The organism is Allobosea sp., from assembly GCF_035944895.1.
Classification (GTDB): domain Bacteria; phylum Pseudomonadota; class Alphaproteobacteria; order Rhizobiales; family Beijerinckiaceae; genus Allobosea.
On sequence record NZ_DASZAT010000005.1, the window covers coordinates 367,626 to 385,208 of the forward strand.

Consider the following 17,583-nt stretch of genomic DNA (forward strand, 5'->3'; position numbering starts at 1 on the left):
AAAGTTAATTTCGGAAGGAAGAGGCAAAGATGACACGGCCGGGACCGGGTCCGGCGGAGCCCGGCCGGCCGCTCAGCGGCGCGCCGGAGGGCCTGTCCAGAAGGTTCCCTCCAGTGGTGCGGCGAGGAAACGGGCATTGATCTCGTCCAGTGTCGCCTGCGGATCGAGCCCGGCGAAGAGTTCGGGATGCGTCCATTTCGCCAGTGCCTCGATGGCGACGAGATGGACAGGCGTGTGCACGAACAGATGCCAGAGCCCGAAAGCGCGGCTGCGCGACACGGCACTGATCGCGGCGAGATCGTTGCGCTGCATCAGCTTGGCGAAGCCCTCCGCGGCGCGCTCGCGCGTGACCCCGGGGCCGAGTGCGAAAAGGCCGGCATCCGGCCCGTCCGAGATCGCAGTCGCGACATAAAGATCGGGATTGCGCGTCAGCACGAATTCCTGGCTGAGCTGGCCGACGGGTGCAGTCAGCTTCTCGGCGCCGATATTGTGGCCGCCCGCCAGGCGGATGAATCCGTCGATCGTGCCCGGCCCCGCCGAGAAGCAGCATTCCGGCCGCGTCGCGAAGGCGTGCAGGAAGACCGCGGGGCGCGTGGAGCCTCCGGCTGCGGCGAGCTTGCTCTCGATCGCCGCAAGATGCTGGCGATAGAAGGCGAGGAAGGCTTCGGCCTGCGTCTCGCGGCCGAGCAGCTTGCCGAGGAGGCGCAGGCTCGGCTCGGTGTTCCCCAGCGGATCGAGGAAGAAGTCGACGATCGCCACGGGGATGCCGGCCGCGGCGAGCTGGTCGAGGCCGGGAGCCACCTCCGCGCCGAAACGGAAGGCGTCGAAGCGGCTGAGCAGCACGAGATCGGGCTTCTGGGCGATCACCGCCTCGATCGAGATCGTCTCGAACGACCCCTTGCCGATCACCGGCACGCTGTCGATCGCCGGGAATTTCTTGCGCAGGATCGCCGGTTGGATCGCGTTGGCGCCGGCCTCAGCCCAGCCGGCGAGCAGGCCGACCGGATCGGGATGGATCAGCGAGAGCGCATCGAGGCTGACCCAGGCGCCGAGTACGATGCGCCTGGCCGGCTGTGCCAGCACGATCTCGCGGCCGGCGATGTCGGTGACGCGGATCGCCTGCGCCCGCGCAGCCGGGGCGATCAGCAGCGCGAGCACGAAGCTCAGTGCCGCGAGGGCAGCAGCCATTCCGACCCGGCAGCTCTGCTTCATCCCTCTCACCAGCGATAGGTCAACGTCGCCAGCACGCTGCGGCGGGAGCCGAGCGTGCAGCCCGGGACGTTACCGCATTGCGAGACGTAGTAGCGGTCGAACAGGTTCTTGGCGACGACCGAGAGCTTGGCTCCGGCCAGCGCCGGGAATGCCTTGCCGAGGTCGTAGCTCAGGCTGGCATCGACCAATGTGTAGGAGGGGATCCGGACGGTGTTGGCGGTGTCGTAGGTGCTGCCGACGAAGCGGATGCCGCCGCCGAAGCCGAGCCCGGCGAATGCCCCGCCCTGGATGGTGTAGTCGGCCCAGAGCGAGCCCTGATGCATCGGCGTCGAGGGCAGGCGCTTGCCGATATCGGTGGCGACCGAGCTCTTGGTGATCTCGTGGTCGAGGAAGGCATAGGAGGCGATCAGGCCGAGCCCTTCGCTGAGCTGGGCGCGCGCCTCGATGTCGAAGCCACGGACCGAGACCTCGCCGAGCTGGACACGGGCGAAGGGATGGGCCGGGTTTGGATCGGCGGTCAGCGTGTTCTGCTGGCGGATGTCGAACACCGCCGCGGTCAGCGAAGCGTTGATCCAGCTCGGCTGGTATTTGATGCCGGCTTCGTATTGCGTCGCCGTCAGCGGTTTGAAGGCGCCGCCGAAGAAGTCGGTCTCGGCCGTCGGCTGGAACGAGGTCGAGACGCTGACATAGGGCGCCAGGCCATTGTCGAAGACATAGCTCAGGCCGGCGCGGCCACTGAAGGCGCGATCGCTCGTCTTCGAGCGAACCAGCGCATTGGTTGTGAGCGTGTGGGTGCGCGTCTTGACGTCGGCGATGTCGTAGCGCCCGGAGAAGGTGGCGATCCAGCGCTCGAACTTGATCTGGTCCTGCGCGTAGAAGCCGAGCTGGCGCAGCTCCGCATCCTTGCGCTGGAAGTTGATGCCGGGATCGGCGATGACAGCGCCATAGACCGGGTTGAAGATCTGGATCGAGGCCGCCGGGCCGCGCCCGACATCGTACTGGCTGATCTCGTTGCGGTAATCGAGGCCGATCAACGCCGTATGCGTCAGCGGGCCGGTGCCGAACTTGGCTTCCAGCCGGTTGTCGAGGGTGAAGGCGCGCGCGGCGGCGTCGATGCGGAAGGCGGCGCGGTTCAGCGTGCGGTTGTCGGCGAGCAGTTCGCCATTGCGGTTCAGCGCGCGCAGATAGACGTCGTTCTGGGTGTAGCGCAGGTTCTGGCTGAAGCTCAGGCTATCGTTGAAGCGATGCTCGAAGGCATAGCCGATCGAGCCCTGATCGCGCTCGAAGCGGTCGAAGCCGGGCTCGCCGGCATAGCGGTTCCAGGGCAGGCGGCCATTGACGCGGTTGGGGTAGAGCGTGCCGGAGCTCGGCAGGTAGTTGAAGCTGGTCTTGCCGTCTCGCTCGCGCAGATACTGGCCCATCACCGTTAGGGTCGTGTCGGCGCTTGGTCGCCAGGTGAAGGCGGGCGCGATGAAGAGCCGGTCGTCGTCGATGAAGTCGGTCTGCGTCTCCGACATCCGGCCGAGTCCGGTCAGGCGATAGAGGAATTGTCCCTGCGGATCGATCGGCCCGGAGAGGTCGAAGGCGCCTTGCAGGCGGCCATAGCTGCCGGTCTGGAGCTGGATCTCGCGAAACGGCGTCGCGGTCGGGCGCTTGCTGACCATGTTGACGAGGCCGCCGGGGCCGCTCTGGCCGTAGAGCACCGAGGACGGACCCTTCAGTACCTCGACGCGCTCGAGCCCATAGGGCTCGATCACCGATGTCGTCCAGTCGGCGGTGGCGGCGCCGTCGGGCAGGCGCGTGCCATCGAGGAAGAGGTCGCCCTTGAAGCCGCGGATCTGCGTATAGCTGTCGAATTGCGAGGCCCCACCATAGATCTCGCCACGCACGCCGGCGGTATAGCGTAGCGCCTCGCTGACGCTCTGGGCGCCTTGCGCCCTGATCTGGTCGGCGGTGACGACGTTGACGGTCTGCGGCACCTCCAGGATCGGCGTGTCGGTCTTTGCTCCGCTGGCGCTGCGGGTCGCGACATAGCCGTTGACCGGGCCGTTGGCGCGCTCGCCATTGCCCTGCACCTCGATCGTGTCGAGCCGGATCGCCGGGGCGGCTTGCTGTGCCGTGGCTGGAGCCGCCAATGCGATGAAGATCGCCGCCAGCGAGACATCTCGTAACGCTGCCGATCGAATCCGCTCACGATCTCGCGGGTTCCGTTCCGATGTCGCCTCGCCAGCCATATGCTATACTGCTCCGATCGGTCTTGAATTGCTTGTGTTGTTGTTTAATTATTCTTGACGTCGCGCTAATTTAGACAGATTTTAAACTAGCTGCGTCGATTACTATTATAGCTTCGCCCCTCTTGCGGGTGTGGCTCAGAATTCACCGGGATCGGGTCAAGTTTGGTCGGTACAATGCGGGTCATGGCAAAAGCACCGAGTTCGGATCAGGCGAGGCCGGTCACCGTCGACAGGTTGCCGCTCGACGAGGAGACGCCGCGCCCGGTGACCGTACTGCACCAGTCCTTCCGCAGCGGGGCGAAAACCCGGTGGCACAGCCATCGCCGTACCGAACTGGTTCACGCATCCGGCGGGCTGCTCGTGCTCCATGCCGAGACCGGGACCTGGACGGTGCCGGCCGGCCATGCCCTGCTGATCCCGGCCGACCTGCCGCATGAACTTGCGGCCTATGGCTGCTGCGAGATGCGGGCCGCCTTCCTGACCGACGAGGTGCTCAGCGAGGCCGTGCCACGCAGCTGCCGCGTCATTGCCGTGTCGGAATTGCTCGATGTCGCGCTGCGGGCGCTGGCGAGCGGGCCGCTGCTCTATGATCCTGCCGGGCGCGGCGGCCATCTCGCGGCGCTGATCGTCGAGGAGATCGTCGGCGCCGCGGAGATCCATGTCGCCTTGCCGATGCCGCAGGCGCCCCGCCTGCGCAAGCTGGCTCGCGACATGGTGCAGAAGCCGGCGCTCGGCCTCGACCTCGACGGCTGGGCCGAACAGGTCGGAGTCAGCCGCTCGACCTTCACCCGTCGCTTCCGGTCGGAGACGGGTCTGAGCTTTGCGGAGTGGCGCCGGCGCCTGCGCATCCTCCACACGCTGACACTGCAGGCCGATGGCATGCCGCTGCGAGAAGCGGCGCGCAGTGCCGGCTATCGCAGCGCCAACGCGCTGCGCGACATGATGCGCCGGACGCTGGCGACGACGGTGTTGCCGCCAGCGGGCGGGAGCGGAAGCTAGAGGTTCGCGGCGCCGCCTTGAGCGAGCGCGAGACGGCGCGCTAGGTTCGCCGCATGCAAGACGAGGCTTGATCTCGACGGCCGGGCGACCTCTGCCGATGACTCTGGTGGGCGTTACCTGCTCCGGACCGACATCTCCAACAACCACATCCTGAAATGGGAGGAGGAGACCGGGGCGGTCAGCATCTTCCGGTTGCCGGCGAACTACGCCGACGGCCTGACGCGCGACCGGCGGGGCCGGCTGATCGCTGCTGAGCACGGCAGGCGCGTCACCCGCACCGGGCATGATGGCAACGTCACCGTGCTGATCGACAGTTTTGACGGCCAGAAGCCGAACTCGCCCAATGACGTCGCCGTCGCCTCGGATGGCGCGATCTGGAGCAGTTGATCTCCACTGGAATTCGTGCAATTAAATGACCGACCGGTCGGTTGATAAAAACAAGGCGACGGATTTCGGGGAGAGATATCGTGGCGGACGCCTTCATCTGCGATGCGGTTCGCACGCCCGTCGGCCGCTATGGCGGGGCGCTTTCGAGCGTTCGTGCCGATGATCTCGCGGCGATCCCTCTGGCGGCGCTGATGCAGCGCAACCCTTCCGTCGATTGGGCCCAAGTCGACGACGTCATTCTCGGCTGCGCCAACCAGGCCGGCGAAGACAATCGCAATGTCGCGCGCATGGCCGTGTTGCTCTCCGGGCTGCCGGTCGACGTGCCCGGCACCACCGTCAACCGGCTCTGCGGCTCAGGCCTCGATGCGCTCGGTCTCGCCGCCCGCTCGATCCGGGCGGGCGATTGCGACCTGATGCTCGCCGGCGGCGTCGAGAGCATGTCGCGCGCGCCCTTCGTCATGCCGAAGGCGGATGCCGCCTTCTCGCGCGCCAATGCGGTCTACGACACCACGATCGGCTGGCGCTTCGTCAACCCGAAGCTGAAGAAGGCCTTCGGCATCGATTCCATGCCGGAGACTGCCGACAATGTCGCCGCCGATTTCGGCGTCTCGCGCGTCGATCAGGACGCCTTTGCGCTGCGCAGCCAGCAGCGCTGGGCCGCGGCCCAAGCCGCTGGCCGCTTTGCCGACGAGATGGCGCCGGTCTCCGTGCCGCAGAAGAAGGGCGATCCCGTCATCGTCGACCGCGACGAGCACCCGCGTCCGGATGTGACGCTGGAGCAATTGGCCAGGCTCAAGGGCGTCAACGGCCCCGATCTCAGCGTGACCGCTGGCAACGCCTCCGGCGTCAATGACGGCTCGGCAGCGCTGATCGTGGCGAGCGAGCAGGCGGCGAAGGCGAATGGCCTGACGCCGCGCGCCCGCGTCGTCGCCATGGCGGCCGCCGGCGTCGCGCCGCGCATCATGGGCATCGGCCCGGTGCCGGCGGTGCGCAAGGTGCTGCAGCGCGCCGGGCTGGAGCTCGGGCAGATGGATGTGATCGAGCTGAACGAGGCCTTTGCGGCGCAGGGGCTCGCGGTGCTGCGCGAGCTCGGCCTGCCGGACGATGCCCCGCAGGTGAACCCGAATGGCGGCGCGATCGCGCTCGGCCATCCCCTTGGCGCGAGCGGCGCCCGGCTGGCGACGACGGCGATGTGGCAGCTCCAGCGCAGCGGCGGGCGTTACGCCCTATGCACGATGTGCGTCGGGGTGGGGCAGGGAATTGCAGTGGTCCTCGAGCGCGTCTGACGCGCGAACCGGAACAGGAGGCAGGCCGATGTATGCCCAGATGGTGAAGACGGACACGAAGCGGGTCCGCAGCCTTGACGAGATGGAGCCGCAGGAGCGCGCCTTCCAGCAGCGCATCGACGCCGGCCAGAAGATCGAGCCGAAGGAGTGGATGCCGGAGGATTACCGCAAGACGCTGATCCGCCAGATCAGCCAGCACGCCCATTCCGAGATCGTCGGCCAGCTCCCCGAGGGCAACTGGATCACGCGCGCCCCGACCCTGGAGCGCAAGGCGATCCTGCTCGCCAAGGTCCAGGACGAGGCCGGCCATGGCCTCTATCTCTATTGCGCGGCGGAGACGCTCGGCATCAGCCGCGACCAGATGTACGAGCAGCTCCATTCCGGCAAGGCGAAGTACTCCTCGATCTTCAACTATCCGACGCTGAGCTGGGCCGATATCGGCGCGATCGGCTGGCTGGTCGACGGCGCGGCGATCATGAACCAGGTGCCGCTGCAGCGCTGCTCCTACGGCCCTTACGCCCGCGCCATGGTGCGCATCTGCAAGGAGGAGAGCTTCCACCAGCGCCAGGGCTTCGACATCATGACCGTGCTCAGCAAGGGCATGCCGGAGCAGAAGGCGATGGCGCAGGACGCACTCGACCGTTGGTGGTGGCCGTCTTTGATGATGTTCGGCCCCTCGGACGACGCCTCGGTGCATTCGGCTCAGTCGATGGCCTGGAACATCAAGCAGGATTCCAATGACGAGCTGCGCCAGAAGTTCGTCGACCAGACCGTGCCGCAGGCCAAATATCTCGGCCTTACTGTCCCCGACCCTGCGCTCAAATGGAACGAGGAGAAGGGCGGCCATGATTTCGGCGAGCCCGACTGGACCGAGTTCTTCGCGGTGATCGCCGGCGAGGGCCCGTGCAATCGCGAGCGGCTGGAAGCGCGGCGCAAGGCCTGGAACGACGGCGCCTGGTTCCGCGACGGGCTCACCGCCCATGCCAGCAAGCAGGCGGCGCGGCGCCAGGCCGCACGCATCGCTGCCGAGTAACGCACCGCCAGAAGGGAGCAAAGCAATGTCGAGCGAATGGCCCCTCTGGGAGGTCTTCATCCGCGGCCAGCACGGCCTCAACCACCGCCATGTCGGCAGCCTGCACGCGCCGGATGCGGAGATGGCGATCCTCAATGCGCGCGACGTCTATACGCGCCGCAACGAGGGCGTGAGCATCTGGGTGGTGCGCTCGGCCGACATCGTTGCCAGCGCCCCGTCCGACAAGGGCCCGCTGTTCGACCCGGCCAACGCCAAGGTCTACCGGCACCCGACCTTCTTCGATGTGCCGGACGAAGTGGGGCATATGTGATGGGCTCCCCGGCCTCTTCCTCTGCGGTTTCTTCGGCGGTTGCCGAGTTCGCGCTGCGCATGGGCGACAATTGCCTGATCCTCGGCCACCGCAATTCGGAATGGTGTGGCCATTCCCCGGCGCTGGAAGAGGACATTGCGCTCGCCAACACCGCGCTCGACCTGATCGGCCAGACCCAGCTCTGGCTTGGGCTCGCCTGCGAGGCCGAGGGCAAGGGCCGCACGTCTGACGAGATCGCCTTCCTGCGCGACGTCTCCGGCTATCGCAATCTCCTGCTGGTCGAGCAGCCCAATGGCGATTTCGGCCGCACGCTGATGCGGCAATATCTGTTCGACGCCTGGCATCTGCCGCTGCTGAAGGCGCTGATGGGTTCGGCCGACAAGCGTATCGCCGAGATCGCCGAGAAGGCCTCCAAGGAGGTCGCCTATCATCTCGAGCGCAGTGCCGACCTTGTCGTCCGCCTCGGCGACGGCACGGCGGAAAGCCACACCCGCATGCAGGCGGCGGTGGATTTCCTCTGGCCCTATACCGGCGAGATGTTCCTCGCCGACGCGCTCGACGAGGAACTGGTGGCGGCCGGGCTAGCGCCGGAACCGGGGTCGCTGAAAGCTGCCTGGCAGGAGCATGTCAGCAGCACTTTCGCCGCTGCGACGCTGAAGGCGCCGGAGAAGAGCTTCGCCCAGAAGGGCGGCCGGCGCGGCGTCCATTCCGAGCATCTCGGCTACATCCTCGCCGAGATGCAGTTCCTGCAGCGCGCCTATCCCGGCGCGCGCTGGTGAGGAGGCGCTGATGGACGCCGCCACCATCTCACGCCCGGCCGTTGCCGAGATCTGGTCCTGGCTCGCAGAGATTCCCGACCCCGAGATCCCGGTGATCTCGCTGGTCGATCTCGGCATCATCCGCGACGTCGCCTGGGCCGATGATCTGCTGGAGGTCACGGTGACGCCGACCTATTCCGGCTGCCCGGCGACCGGCGTCATCAATTTCGAGATCGAGCGCGGCCTGCGCGAGCACGGCATCGAGAAGCTCGTCCTGAAGCGGCAATTGTCGCCGGCCTGGACCACCGCCTGGATCAGCGCCGAGGGCCGCGCCAAGCTGCGCGATTACGGCATCGCGCCGCCGGTCGAGGGCACGGCCGCCTGTGCCGGCGCGCTGCGTCCGCTCGAAGTCAGCTGCCCGCGCTGTGGCTCGCAGCGGACCGAGCGGATCAGCCAGTTCGGCTCGACGCCGTGCAAGGCCCATTTCCGCTGCAGCGATTGCCTCGAACCGTTCGACTACTTCAAGAGCATCTGAGGGACCGATGGCCCGCTTCTTTCCGTTGGAGGTCGCCGATATCCGTCGCGAGACGCGCGACGCGGTGGTCGTCACGCTCGCGCCACGCGCGGAGGATCGCGCCGCCTTCGACTTCACCCAAGGCCAGTACCTGACCTTCCGCCGCGATTTCGAGGGCGAGGAACTGCGCCGCTCCTATTCGATCTGCGCCGGCAAGGACGAGGGCGTGCTCAAGGTCGGGATCAAGCGCGTCGATGGTGGCGCCTTCTCGACCTGGGCCAATGAGGACTTGAAGCCCGGCGACGTGGTCGAGGCGATGCCGCCGATGGGCGCCTTCCATGTGCCGCTGAAGCCGGAGGAGAAGCGGCATTATCTCGGCTTCGCCGGCGGCAGCGGCATCACGCCGGTGCTCTCGCTGATCAAGACAACATTGGCGCGCGAGCCGGGATCGCGCTTCACGCTGGTCTACGGCAATCGCTCGGTCAGTTCGATCATGTTCCGCGAGGAGCTGGAGGACATCAAGAACACCCATCTCGGCCGCTTCAACGTGGTCCATGTGCTGGAGAGCGAGGCGCAGGAGGTCGAGCTGTTCTCCGGCCGGATCGATGCCGAGAAGTGCGCGCGGCTGTTCAAGGGCTGGATCAACATCGCCGCCATCGACATGGCCTTCATCTGCGGGCCGGAGCCGATGATGCTGGCGATCGCGGCGGCGCTGCGCGAGCACGGTCTGCGCGACGACCAGATCAAGTTCGAGCTCTTCGCCTCGGCGCCGCGTCGCGGCAAGCATGTCGTCAGGATGGCCGCTGACACCGGCAAGGCCGCGACCTGCACCGCGACGATCACACTCGACGGCACGACGCGGGTGATCGAGATGGCCAAGACCGGACAGACCATCCTGGAAGCCGCGCTCGGGGCCAGTCTCGATGCGCCGTATGCCTGCAAGGCCGGCGTCTGCTCGACCTGCCGCGCCATGGTCGTCGAGGGCGAGGTCGAGATGGCGACCAACCATGCCCTCGAGGACTACGAGGTCCGCCAGGGCTATGTGCTGAGCTGCCAGTGCTATCCGCTCTCGGACCGGGTGGTGGTGACCTATGACCAGTGACGCCGACACCATGCCGCTCGAAGCCTATCTGGCGCAGGGCGGCAAGCTGACCACGCCCGAGAACGCGCCGCCGCGTTATCGTGGCGAATTGCTGCGGCTGATGGCGACCTTCGTCGACAGCGAGCTGGCTGGTGCCGCCGGCTTCGCGGATATCATCAACCAGGGGCCGGGCATCAAGGAGCGCATCGCCGCCTCCCGCATCGTGCTGGAGAAGCTCGACCATGCCGAGCGCGTGCTGGCCGTGATGGGGGAGTTCGGCGCCGACATCTCGCGCTATGCCAACCATCATCCCTGGGCCGAACGCGTGGCGCGCGACAGCGATCTCGGTGCCGCCCGTCACGGCGCCGACATGCGGCTCGCGGTGTTGCATTATCCGTTGCAGGGCTGGCTCGATGCGGTCGTGATGAACGTGCTGATGGGCCAGGCCGTGGTGATCCAGATCGAGGAGTTCGCCGGGCTTTCCTACCAGCCGCTGGGCGAGATCTTCCGCGCCATCCTGCCGCGCGAGCGCCGGCACAAGGAACTCGGCGAGGAAGGCTTGCGGAAGCTTTTGGATGACGCCGGCAACCGACCGCTCGTCGCCGCTGCGCTGGCCTATTGGCGCCCGCGCGTCGCTGCCAGCTTCGGCCGCGGCAGCTCGGCGCATTTCGAGACGCAGAAGAAGTTCGGCCTGCGCCACACCGGCAATGCCGAGCTCGCGGCCGCCTGGGAGCGGCAGCTGGACGAGCTGCTGCGCGCCATCGGCATAGCCTGACCAGCATATACGGCCCACGACGGCGGCAAGCCGCACATCGCGATCGACAAGGGATCTCAAGGGATGAACGCGCCAGTGAAGACCGTCCGCCAGCTCGAATCCTATATCGCCGGAGACTGGGTCCGCGGCGCCGGCAAGGCCGTGCCGCTGCTCGATGCCGCGACCGGCGCCGAGGTCGCGCTGATCGATGCGAGCGGCCTCGACATGAAGCGCGCCCTGAGCCATGGCCGCGAAGAGGGCGGCCGGGCGCTGCGCAAGCTCAGCTTCCATGAGCGCGCCTTGATGCTGAAGGCGCTCGGCCAGGCGCTGATGGAGACGAAGGAGGAGTTCTACGCGCTTTCCACCGCGACCGGCGCGACGCGGACCGACAGCTGGATCGACATCGAGGGCGGCGTCGGCACCTTGCTGTCCTATGCCTCGAAGGGCCGGCGCGAGCTGCCGAACACGCGCACGCTCGTCGATGGCGATGTCGAGGCGCTCTCGCGCGACAACAGCTTCTCCGGCCAGCACATCCTGACGCCGCTGGAAGGCGTCGCGATCCATATCAACGCCTTCAACTTCCCCTGCTGGGGCATGCTGGAGAAACTCGCGCCGACGCTGCTCGCCGGCATGCCGGCGATCGTCAAGCCGGCGAGCCAGACCGCCTATCTGACCGAATTGATGGTGCGGAAGATCATCGCGACCGGCATCCTGCCCAAGGGTGCGCTGCAACTGATCAGCGGCTCGGTCGGCGACCTGCTCGACCATGTCGATTGCCAGGACGTCGTGACCTTCACCGGCTCGGCCGCTACCGGTCGCAAGCTCCGCACCCATAAGGCGATCGTCGAGAACTCCGTGCGTTTCACCATGGAGGCGGATTCGCTCAACGCCGCCATTCTTGGGCCGGATGCCGTCGCCGGTACTGAGGAATTCGACCTCTTCGTCAAGGAGGTTGCCCGCGAGATGACGGTGAAGGCCGGGCAGAAATGCACGGCGATCCGCCGCGTGATCGCGCCGCGTGCCGCGGTCGAGCCCTTGATCAAAGCGCTCGGCGACCGGCTCGCCAAGACCGCGCTCGGCAATCCCGGCGAGGAGGCGACCCGGATGGGCCCGCTCGCCAGCCTCGCCCAGCGCGACGAGGTCCGCGCCCGTATCGCCGAATTGCAGGGGGATGCCGAGATCGTCGCCGGCGACCCCAGCCAGGCGAAGCTGACCTCGGGCGATGCTGAGGCCGGTGCCTTCCTGAGCCCGGTGCTGCTCTATTGCGACAAGCCCGGCGCGGCCAAGGCTGTGCACGATGTCGAGGCTTTCGGCCCGGTCAGCACGATCATCCCCTATGAGACGATCGACGAGGCGGCGGAGCTGGCCCGGCGCGGCAAGGGCAGCCTCGTCGCCTCGGTCTTCACCAACGATGCTGCCTTCGCGCGCGAGGCCGTCGAAGCGCTCGGGCCCTGGCATGGCCGCGTCATGCTCGGCAATCGCGTCAGCGCCAAGTCCTCGACCGGCCACGGCTCGCCCTTGCCGGTGCTGGTCCATGGCGGCCCGGGCCGCGCCGGCGGCGGCGAGGAACTCGGCGGCATGCGCTCGGTCAAGCACTACATGCAGCGCACCGCCGTCCAGGGCGCGCCCTGGCTGCTGTCGGAGGTCACCGGGCGCTGGATGCAGGGTGCCAAGACGCGGCAGGACGGCATCCACCCCTTCCGCAAGTCGCTCGCCGAGCTGGAGATCGGTGACCAGCTCGTCACGGCCTCGCGCACGGTGACGCTGGAGGACATCGAGCACTTCGCCCATTTCACCGGCGACACCTTCTACGCCCATATGGACGAGGAAGCCGCCAAGGCGAACCCGTTCTTCGATGGGCGCGTCGCGCATGGCTATCTGATCGTGTCGTTCGCGGCGGGCCTCTTCGTCGATCCGGCGCCGGGCCCGGTGCTCGCCAATTACGGCGTCGATGCGCTGCGCTTCCTGACGCCGGTCAATCCGGGCGACGCGCTGCAGGTGACGTTGACCTGCAAGCAGATCAATCCACGCGAGACCGAGAATTACGGCGAGGTGCGCTGGGACTGCACGGTCACCAACCAGGAGGCCCAGCTCGTCGCGCAATACGACGTGCTGACCATGGTGGCGAAGACCTGGCCGGCATAGTCGCCCTTCTGAGAAAAGGCGGCCTGCATCTCCTCAGAACCGCCTTCGTCATCCCGGACAAGCGGCGAAGCCGCGCAGCTCCGGGATCCATCGTAAGGCTCCGGAGCCCTCCGATGGATCCCGGGGCAAGCCCGGGATGACGGAATGGTTCCGAGGAAAAACGATAGGCTCCCGGCCGCCTATTTCATTGCGCTGGCGCCGTCGAGGAACAGCGCGGTGACCATGTCGGCATAGCCCTCGCGGCTCAGCGCGCCGCTCGGCCGGAACCAGGTGTAGACCCAGTTCAGGATGCCGAAGAGCGACATGGTGATGGGCGTCACCCCGGCGCGGTTGTCCGCCAGCGCCGGGTTGATGTCGACCAGCACATCCGAGAACGCCTTGACGATGCGGCGCTCCATCTCCCTCAGTTCCAGCCGCTGGGATTCGGTCAGCGATCCCGTGCCGTTGAGCAGAACCTGGTGGAAATTGGATGCCGTGCGGTAGTTCTCCAGCACGCCGCCGATCAGATGGCGCAAGCGCGCCCGCGGCTCGAGATCGGGCCGGTCGGCCTCGATGATCGCCGCCTCCAGCTCGACGAGATGGGTGCGGCCGATGTCGAAGATCAGCAGGTCCTTGCTCGGATAGTAATGGTAGAGCAGCGCCTTGGAGACGTTGTTCTCCTGGGCGATCTGCGCCATCGAGGCGCGCTCCATGCCGAGCTTGGCGAAGACGGCGGCGGCACTGTCGAGGATGCTGCGCCGCTTCTCGTCGAAATCCGCAGCCCTGGTGCGGGCCATCGCCTGTTATCCTTTCGGCCGGTTGTCGACGACCCGCCTGGCTTTACCGGCCGAACGCTCGACCGAATCGGGGTCGCCAACCTGTATCTTGGTGCTCACCCCCACCACGCTTTTGATGTGGTGCGCAAGTTCCCTGGCGGATGCAGCGCGGGCATCCACAGCGGCGGCGTGCGGCATCGCCTCGACATGCACGACCATGTCGTCCATCCGCCCGGCGCGCACGAGCTCGATCTGGAAATGCGGGGCGAGGCCGCCGCATTTCAGCAGCTGCTCCTCGATCTGCGTCGGGAAGATGTTGACGCCGCGCAGGATCATCATGTCGTCCGAGCGGCCGGTAATCTTCTCGATCCGGCGCATCGCCCGCGCCGTACCGGGCAGAAGCCGCGTCAGGTCGCGCGTGCGATAGCGGATGATCGGCAGCGCCTCCTTGGTCAGCGAGGTGAAGACGAGCTCGCCCATCTCGCCGTCGGGCAGGACTTCGCCGGTCTCGGGGTCGATGATCTCGGGGTAGAAATGGTCCTCCCAGACATGCAGACCGTCCTTGGTCTCGACGCATTCGCTGGCGACGCCCGGGCCGATCACCTCGGACAGGCCGTAGATGTCGACAGCATGCATGTCGAAGTCCTGCTGGATCTCCTCGCGCATCGCATTGGTCCAGGGCTCGGCACCGAAGATGCCGACGGCGAGCGAAGACTTACGCGGATCGATGCCCTGGCGGCGGAACTCGTCGAGGATCGAGAGCATGTAGGACGGCGTCACCATGATGATGCGCGGCTTGAAGTCCTGGATCAGGCAGACCTGGCGCTCGGTCATGCCGCCGGAGATCGGGATCACCGTGCAGCCGAGCTTCTCGGCGCCGTAATGGGCGCCGAGCCCGCCGGTGAACAGGCCGTAGCCATAGGCGACATGGCAGATGTCGCCGGCCCGCCCGCCTGCCGCCCGGATCGAGCGGGCGACGCAGGTCGCCCACATCTCGATGTCGTTCTGGGTGTAGCCGACGACGGTCGGCTTGCCGGTGGTGCCGGATGAGGCGTGAATGCGAGCGACCTTGTCCTGCGGCACCGCGAACATCCCGAACGGATAGGTGTCGCGCAGGTCCTTCTTCACCGTGAACGGGAATTTGGCGAGATCGGACAGCGTGCGGAGGTCATCCGGATGGACGCCGGCCTTGTCGAACTGCGCCCGGTAATGCGGCGAGTTGCGATAGGCATGATCGAGCGTCGTCTTCAGCCGTTTCAGCTGGAGCGCCGAGATCTCGTCGCGGGAGGCCGTTTCGATGGGATCGAGATCGCCCGGGCGGGGCGAAAGGTCTTCCATGGTTTCCTCCGCTTTGTCTTGTTTCGGCCGGAACGTTCAGCCCGGCGCGGGTATCGGCGTGCCCTTGACGGTGCGGGAGTGGCCGCGGAATTCCGCGACATGCTCGCCGTTCTGGTTCGTCACCTTGATGTCGTAGATGCCGCCGCGGCCGATGCGCGAGACTTCGTGCGCACTCGCGGTGAGGCGGTCGCCCTCGAAGGCCGGGCGTAGGAACGTCACCGAGCAATGCTGCGCGACGGTGTTCTGGTTGTAGCTGTTGCAGGCGAAGGCGAAGGCCGAATCCGCCAAAGTGAAGATATAGCCGCCATGGCAGGTCTTGTGGCCGTTGGTCATCTCGGCCGTGACGGTCAGCGACAGCGTCGCTTCGCCCGGGCCGACCGCGTCGAGACTCATGCCGAGGCTGCGCGAGGCGAGGTCCTTCTCCCACATCGCCTCGGCAGAGGCGCGGGCAACGGCGACCGGATCGGAGAAATCGAGGCTCATCGTCCGCTGAACTTCGGCTGGCGCTTGTCGAGGAAGGCGAGCACGCCCTCGGCATAGTCGGCGCTGCGGCCGGCCTGGCGCTGCAGATCGCGCTCAAGGTCGAGCTGCTGGTCGAGCGTGTTGCCGGCGGAGGCCTGGATCGCCTGCTTGATCAGGCCGAGCCCGAAGGTCGGGCCGGCGGCGAGCTTCCTGCCGAGCGCCTCGGCCTCGCTCATCAATTCGGCGTCGTCGACGGCGCGCCAGATCAGGCCCCAGGCGGCGGCGGTCTCCGCCGTCAGCGGTTCCGCGGTCAAAGCGAGCGCTTTGGCCCGGGCTTCGCCGAGCAGTTGCGGGAGGTTCCAGGTGCCGCCGGAATCGGGGATGAGGCCGATCTTGGAGAAGGCCTGGATGAACTTCGCCGAGCGGGCCGCAAGCACGATGTCGCAGGCGATCGCGATATTGGCGCCCGCGCCGGCGGCGACGCCGTTGACCGCGCAGATCACCGGCTTGTCGAGGCTGCGGATGAGGCGGATCAGCGGGTTGTAGAAGGTCTCGATCGTGCGGCCGAGATCCGGGGTGGTCTCCTTGCGCGGGTCGCGATCGCCCAGGTCCTGGCCGGCGCAGAAGCCGCGGCCGGCGCCCGTCAGCAGCACCGCACGGATGTCGCTCTCGTCATGCGCACGCTGGAAGCCGGCGCGCAGGGCCAGATGCATCTCGTCGTTGAAGGAGTTCAGCTTGTCGGGGCGATTGAGCGTCAGCCGCAGCAGGCCTTCGGCGAGCTCTATCTTGACCGTGTCGGACACGAGCCTTCCTCCCATGACGTCGCGGCCTTGGGCCGTCGCTCCAAAAAATTCCTTGCATAGTCCGAACGGTCGGTCAATTATTAAGTCAACGAAGGCGTGACTTGGTCTAAGGCGAAGGTTGCAAACCTGCCCCGAGGCTCAACCAAGCGCCATGCGGGGACGACGACGATCGCGCTCTGAGCGTTCAGCCGCGCGACGACGGGCGACATAAAAATACGTGGCACCGGGAGGAAACGATGAAGTTCAAAGTCTTCGGCAGCGCGCTCGCGCTGGCGCTCGGCCTGGCGAGTCCCGCTCTCGCCGACATCAAGATCGGCGCTTCGGTCTCCGAAACCGGGCCGGCCTCCTCGCTCGGCGATCCCGAGGCCAAGACGCTCAAGCTACTGGTCGACGAGATCAATGCCGCCGGCGGCGTGCTGGGCCAGAAGATCAAGCTCTTCCTCTATGACGACGGCGGCGACCCCAACAAGGCGCGCACCTTCGCCACCCGGCTGGTCGAGGACGACGAGGTCGTCGCCATCGTCGGCGGCTCGACCACCGGCACCACCATGTCGATCATCTCGGTCGTCGAGAACGCCAAGATCCCGTTCATCTCGCTGGCGGGCGCGATCGAGATCGTCGATCCCGTGAAGCCCTTCGTCTTCAAGACGCCGCATACCGACAGGATGGCCTGCCGCAAGATCTTCGAGGACATGAAGGCCAAGGGCTACAGCAAGATCGCCCTGATCTCCGGCTCCGACGGCTTCGGCGCCTCGATGCGCAAGCAGTGCCTGCAGGTCATCGGCGAGTTCGGCATCACCGTGCTGGCCGAGGAGACCTACGGCCCGAACGACGCCGATATGACCCCGCAGCTCACCAATATCCGCTCCAAGGCAGAGGTGCAGGCGATCCTCAATCCCGGCTTCGGCCAGGGCCCGGCGATCGTGACCCGCAACTATGGCCAGCTCGGCATCAAGACGCCGCTGTACCAGTCGCATGGCGTCGCCTCGAAGAGCTTCATCGATCTCGCCGGCCCGGCCTCGGAAGGGGTGCGCCTGCCCGGCACCGCCGTCCTCGTCGCCAATCTCCTGCCGGCGAATGACCCGCAGAAGGCGGTCGTCTCCGCCTATACGAGCGCCTACCAGGCGAAGTTCAACCAGCCGGCCTCGACCTTCGGCGGCTATGCCCATGACGGCTTGCGGCTGCTGGTCGATGCGATCAAGCGCGCCGGCAAGGCCGAGCCGAAGGCGATCCGCGACGCGCTGGAAGGTACGAAGGGCTTCGTCGGCGTCACCGGCACCTTCAACATGGCGGCGGGCGATCACCTCGGCCTCGACCTCTCGGCCTTCCGCATGCTCGAGATCAAGGGCGGCAACTGGGCGCTGGTGCAGTGAGGCGCCGGAGCGAGGGCGTCTGCGATCGCTGAGCGGCGCCCTCTCCGTCATGGTCGGCCTGTCCCGACCATCCACGTCTTCCTTCGGGCAGGGCGGTGTTCAAGACGTGGATGCTCGCCACAAGGGCGAGCATGACGAG

At 66.9% G+C, this 17,583-nt stretch carries 16 protein-coding genes and 1 pseudogene; 11 read left to right on the plus strand and 6 right to left on the minus strand.

Features of this window, described 5'->3' with window-relative positions:
* Window positions 1-72 precede the first annotated feature (72 nt).
* Both VGV58_RS04190 and VGV58_RS04195 read right to left on the minus strand, forming a co-directional pair.
* On the minus strand, window positions 73-1,188 hold the full coding sequence (locus VGV58_RS04190; protein WP_326872721.1) for an ABC transporter substrate-binding protein: 1,116 nt from the start codon (window positions 1,186-1,188) through the stop codon (window positions 73-75).
* Between the two features lie 29 nt (window positions 1,189-1,217).
* Complete coding sequence (locus VGV58_RS04195; RefSeq protein WP_326872722.1) at window positions 1,218-3,347, minus strand: TonB-dependent siderophore receptor; 2,130 nt, start codon at window positions 3,345-3,347, stop codon at window positions 1,218-1,220.
* Between the two features lie 282 nt (window positions 3,348-3,629).
* Here VGV58_RS04195 and VGV58_RS04200 point away from each other — a divergent pair, with 282 nt between their 5' ends.
* From VGV58_RS04200 to paaZ, 10 genes and pseudogenes are all read left to right on the plus strand, one after another.
* Window positions 3,630-4,445 (plus strand): AraC family transcriptional regulator, encoded by an 816-nt coding sequence (locus tag VGV58_RS04200; protein ID WP_326872723.1) that lies wholly within the window; start codon window positions 3,630-3,632, stop codon window positions 4,443-4,445.
* Window positions 4,446-4,553: 108 nt separating this feature from the next.
* Window positions 4,554-4,823: pseudogene (locus VGV58_RS04205) on the plus strand (SMP-30/gluconolactonase/LRE family protein); the annotation flags it as partial.
* A gap of 89 nt (window positions 4,824-4,912) precedes the next feature.
* Entirely contained in the window at window positions 4,913-6,118 is a 1,206-nt protein-coding gene (gene pcaF / locus VGV58_RS04210) for a 3-oxoadipyl-CoA thiolase (RefSeq protein WP_326872724.1), read from the plus strand.
* A gap of 28 nt (window positions 6,119-6,146) precedes the next feature.
* Window positions 6,147-7,151: a 1,2-phenylacetyl-CoA epoxidase subunit PaaA gene (paaA, locus tag VGV58_RS04215; protein ID WP_326872725.1), complete on the plus strand. Its 1,005-nt coding sequence runs from the start codon at window positions 6,147-6,149 to the stop codon at window positions 7,149-7,151.
* Between the two features lie 25 nt (window positions 7,152-7,176).
* On the plus strand, window positions 7,177-7,461 hold the full coding sequence (gene paaB, locus VGV58_RS04220; protein WP_038360406.1) for a 1,2-phenylacetyl-CoA epoxidase subunit PaaB: 285 nt from the start codon (window positions 7,177-7,179) through the stop codon (window positions 7,459-7,461).
* Entirely contained in the window at window positions 7,461-8,240 is a 780-nt protein-coding gene (gene paaC / locus VGV58_RS04225; RefSeq protein ID WP_326872726.1) for a 1,2-phenylacetyl-CoA epoxidase subunit PaaC, read from the plus strand. The genes paaB and paaC overlap by 1 nt, the downstream gene beginning before the upstream one ends.
* A gap of 10 nt (window positions 8,241-8,250) precedes the next feature.
* Window positions 8,251-8,754, plus strand: a complete 504-nt coding sequence (paaD, locus tag VGV58_RS04230; protein WP_326872727.1) for a 1,2-phenylacetyl-CoA epoxidase subunit PaaD — start codon at window positions 8,251-8,253, stop codon at window positions 8,752-8,754.
* Window positions 8,755-8,761: 7 nt separating this feature from the next.
* A complete protein-coding gene (gene paaE / locus VGV58_RS04235; protein ID WP_326872728.1) occupies window positions 8,762-9,835 on the plus strand; it encodes a 1,2-phenylacetyl-CoA epoxidase subunit PaaE in 1,074 nt (357 codons plus the stop codon).
* Window positions 9,825-10,589 carry a Phenylacetic acid catabolic protein gene (locus VGV58_RS04240; RefSeq protein WP_326872730.1) on the plus strand — a complete coding sequence of 255 codons (765 nt, stop codon included), beginning with the start codon at window positions 9,825-9,827 and terminating at the stop codon, window positions 10,587-10,589. Before paaE ends, VGV58_RS04240 begins: the two co-directional genes overlap by 11 nt.
* Window positions 10,590-10,652: 63 nt before the next feature.
* Window positions 10,653-12,713: a phenylacetic acid degradation bifunctional protein PaaZ gene (paaZ, locus tag VGV58_RS04245; protein ID WP_326872731.1), complete on the plus strand. Its 2,061-nt coding sequence runs from the start codon at window positions 10,653-10,655 to the stop codon at window positions 12,711-12,713.
* 179 nt (window positions 12,714-12,892) lie between these two features.
* On the opposite strand, the gene VGV58_RS04250 is transcribed toward paaZ, so the two are convergent.
* Genes VGV58_RS04250 through paaG form a run of 4 tightly spaced genes read right to left on the minus strand, consistent with a single transcriptional unit; the run spans window position 12,893 to window position 16,071 of the window.
* Entirely contained in the window at window positions 12,893-13,489 is a 597-nt protein-coding gene (locus tag VGV58_RS04250; RefSeq protein WP_326872732.1) for a TetR/AcrR family transcriptional regulator, read from the minus strand.
* A gap of 6 nt (window positions 13,490-13,495) precedes the next feature.
* A complete protein-coding gene (gene paaK / locus VGV58_RS04255) occupies window positions 13,496-14,806 on the minus strand; it encodes a phenylacetate--CoA ligase PaaK (RefSeq protein WP_326872734.1) in 1,311 nt (436 codons plus the stop codon).
* 36 nt (window positions 14,807-14,842) lie between these two features.
* Entirely contained in the window at window positions 14,843-15,289 is a 447-nt protein-coding gene (gene paaI, locus VGV58_RS04260; protein ID WP_326872735.1) for a hydroxyphenylacetyl-CoA thioesterase PaaI, read from the minus strand.
* Window positions 15,286-16,071: a 2-(1,2-epoxy-1,2-dihydrophenyl)acetyl-CoA isomerase PaaG gene (gene paaG / locus VGV58_RS04265; protein WP_326872736.1), complete on the minus strand. Its 786-nt coding sequence runs from the start codon at window positions 16,069-16,071 to the stop codon at window positions 15,286-15,288. The genes paaI and paaG overlap by 4 nt, the downstream gene beginning before the upstream one ends.
* Before the next feature lie 236 nt (window positions 16,072-16,307).
* On the opposite strand from paaG, the gene VGV58_RS04270 reads away from it, so the two are divergent.
* Window positions 16,308-17,444, plus strand: a complete 1,137-nt coding sequence (locus VGV58_RS04270) for an ABC transporter substrate-binding protein (protein ID WP_326872737.1) — start codon at window positions 16,308-16,310, stop codon at window positions 17,442-17,444.
* The last annotated feature ends 139 nt before the right edge of the window (window positions 17,445-17,583 follow it).

Excerpts from the sequence above, each read along its gene's own strand:
- VGV58_RS04250 (WP_326872732.1), bottom strand. The coding sequence starts at position 13,489 with ATGGCCCGCACCAGGGCTGCGGATTTCGACGAGAAGCGGCGCAGCATC.
- VGV58_RS04270 (WP_326872737.1), top strand. The coding sequence starts at position 16,308 with ATGAAGTTCAAAGTCTTCGGCAGCGCGCTCGCGCTGGCGCTCGGCCTG.
- paaK (WP_326872734.1), bottom strand. The coding sequence starts at position 14,806 with ATGGAAGACCTTTCGCCCCGCCCGGGCGATCTCGATCCCATCGAAACG.
- VGV58_RS04240 (WP_326872730.1), top strand. The coding sequence starts at position 9,825 with ATGACCAGTGACGCCGACACCATGCCGCTCGAAGCCTATCTGGCGCAG.
- VGV58_RS04190 (WP_326872721.1), bottom strand. The coding sequence starts at position 1,188 with ATGGCTGCTGCCCTCGCGGCACTGAGCTTCGTGCTCGCGCTGCTGATC.
- VGV58_RS04200 (WP_326872723.1), top strand. The coding sequence starts at position 3,630 with ATGGCAAAAGCACCGAGTTCGGATCAGGCGAGGCCGGTCACCGTCGAC.
- paaC (WP_326872726.1), top strand. The coding sequence starts at position 7,461 with ATGGGCTCCCCGGCCTCTTCCTCTGCGGTTTCTTCGGCGGTTGCCGAG.
- paaA (WP_326872725.1), top strand. The coding sequence starts at position 6,147 with ATGTATGCCCAGATGGTGAAGACGGACACGAAGCGGGTCCGCAGCCTT.
- paaB (WP_038360406.1), top strand. The coding sequence starts at position 7,177 with ATGTCGAGCGAATGGCCCCTCTGGGAGGTCTTCATCCGCGGCCAGCAC.
- paaD (WP_326872727.1), top strand. The coding sequence starts at position 8,251 with ATGGACGCCGCCACCATCTCACGCCCGGCCGTTGCCGAGATCTGGTCC.
- paaI (WP_326872735.1), bottom strand. The coding sequence starts at position 15,289 with ATGAGCCTCGATTTCTCCGATCCGGTCGCCGTTGCCCGCGCCTCTGCC.
- paaZ (WP_326872731.1), top strand. The coding sequence starts at position 10,653 with ATGAACGCGCCAGTGAAGACCGTCCGCCAGCTCGAATCCTATATCGCC.
- paaE (WP_326872728.1), top strand. The coding sequence starts at position 8,762 with ATGGCCCGCTTCTTTCCGTTGGAGGTCGCCGATATCCGTCGCGAGACG.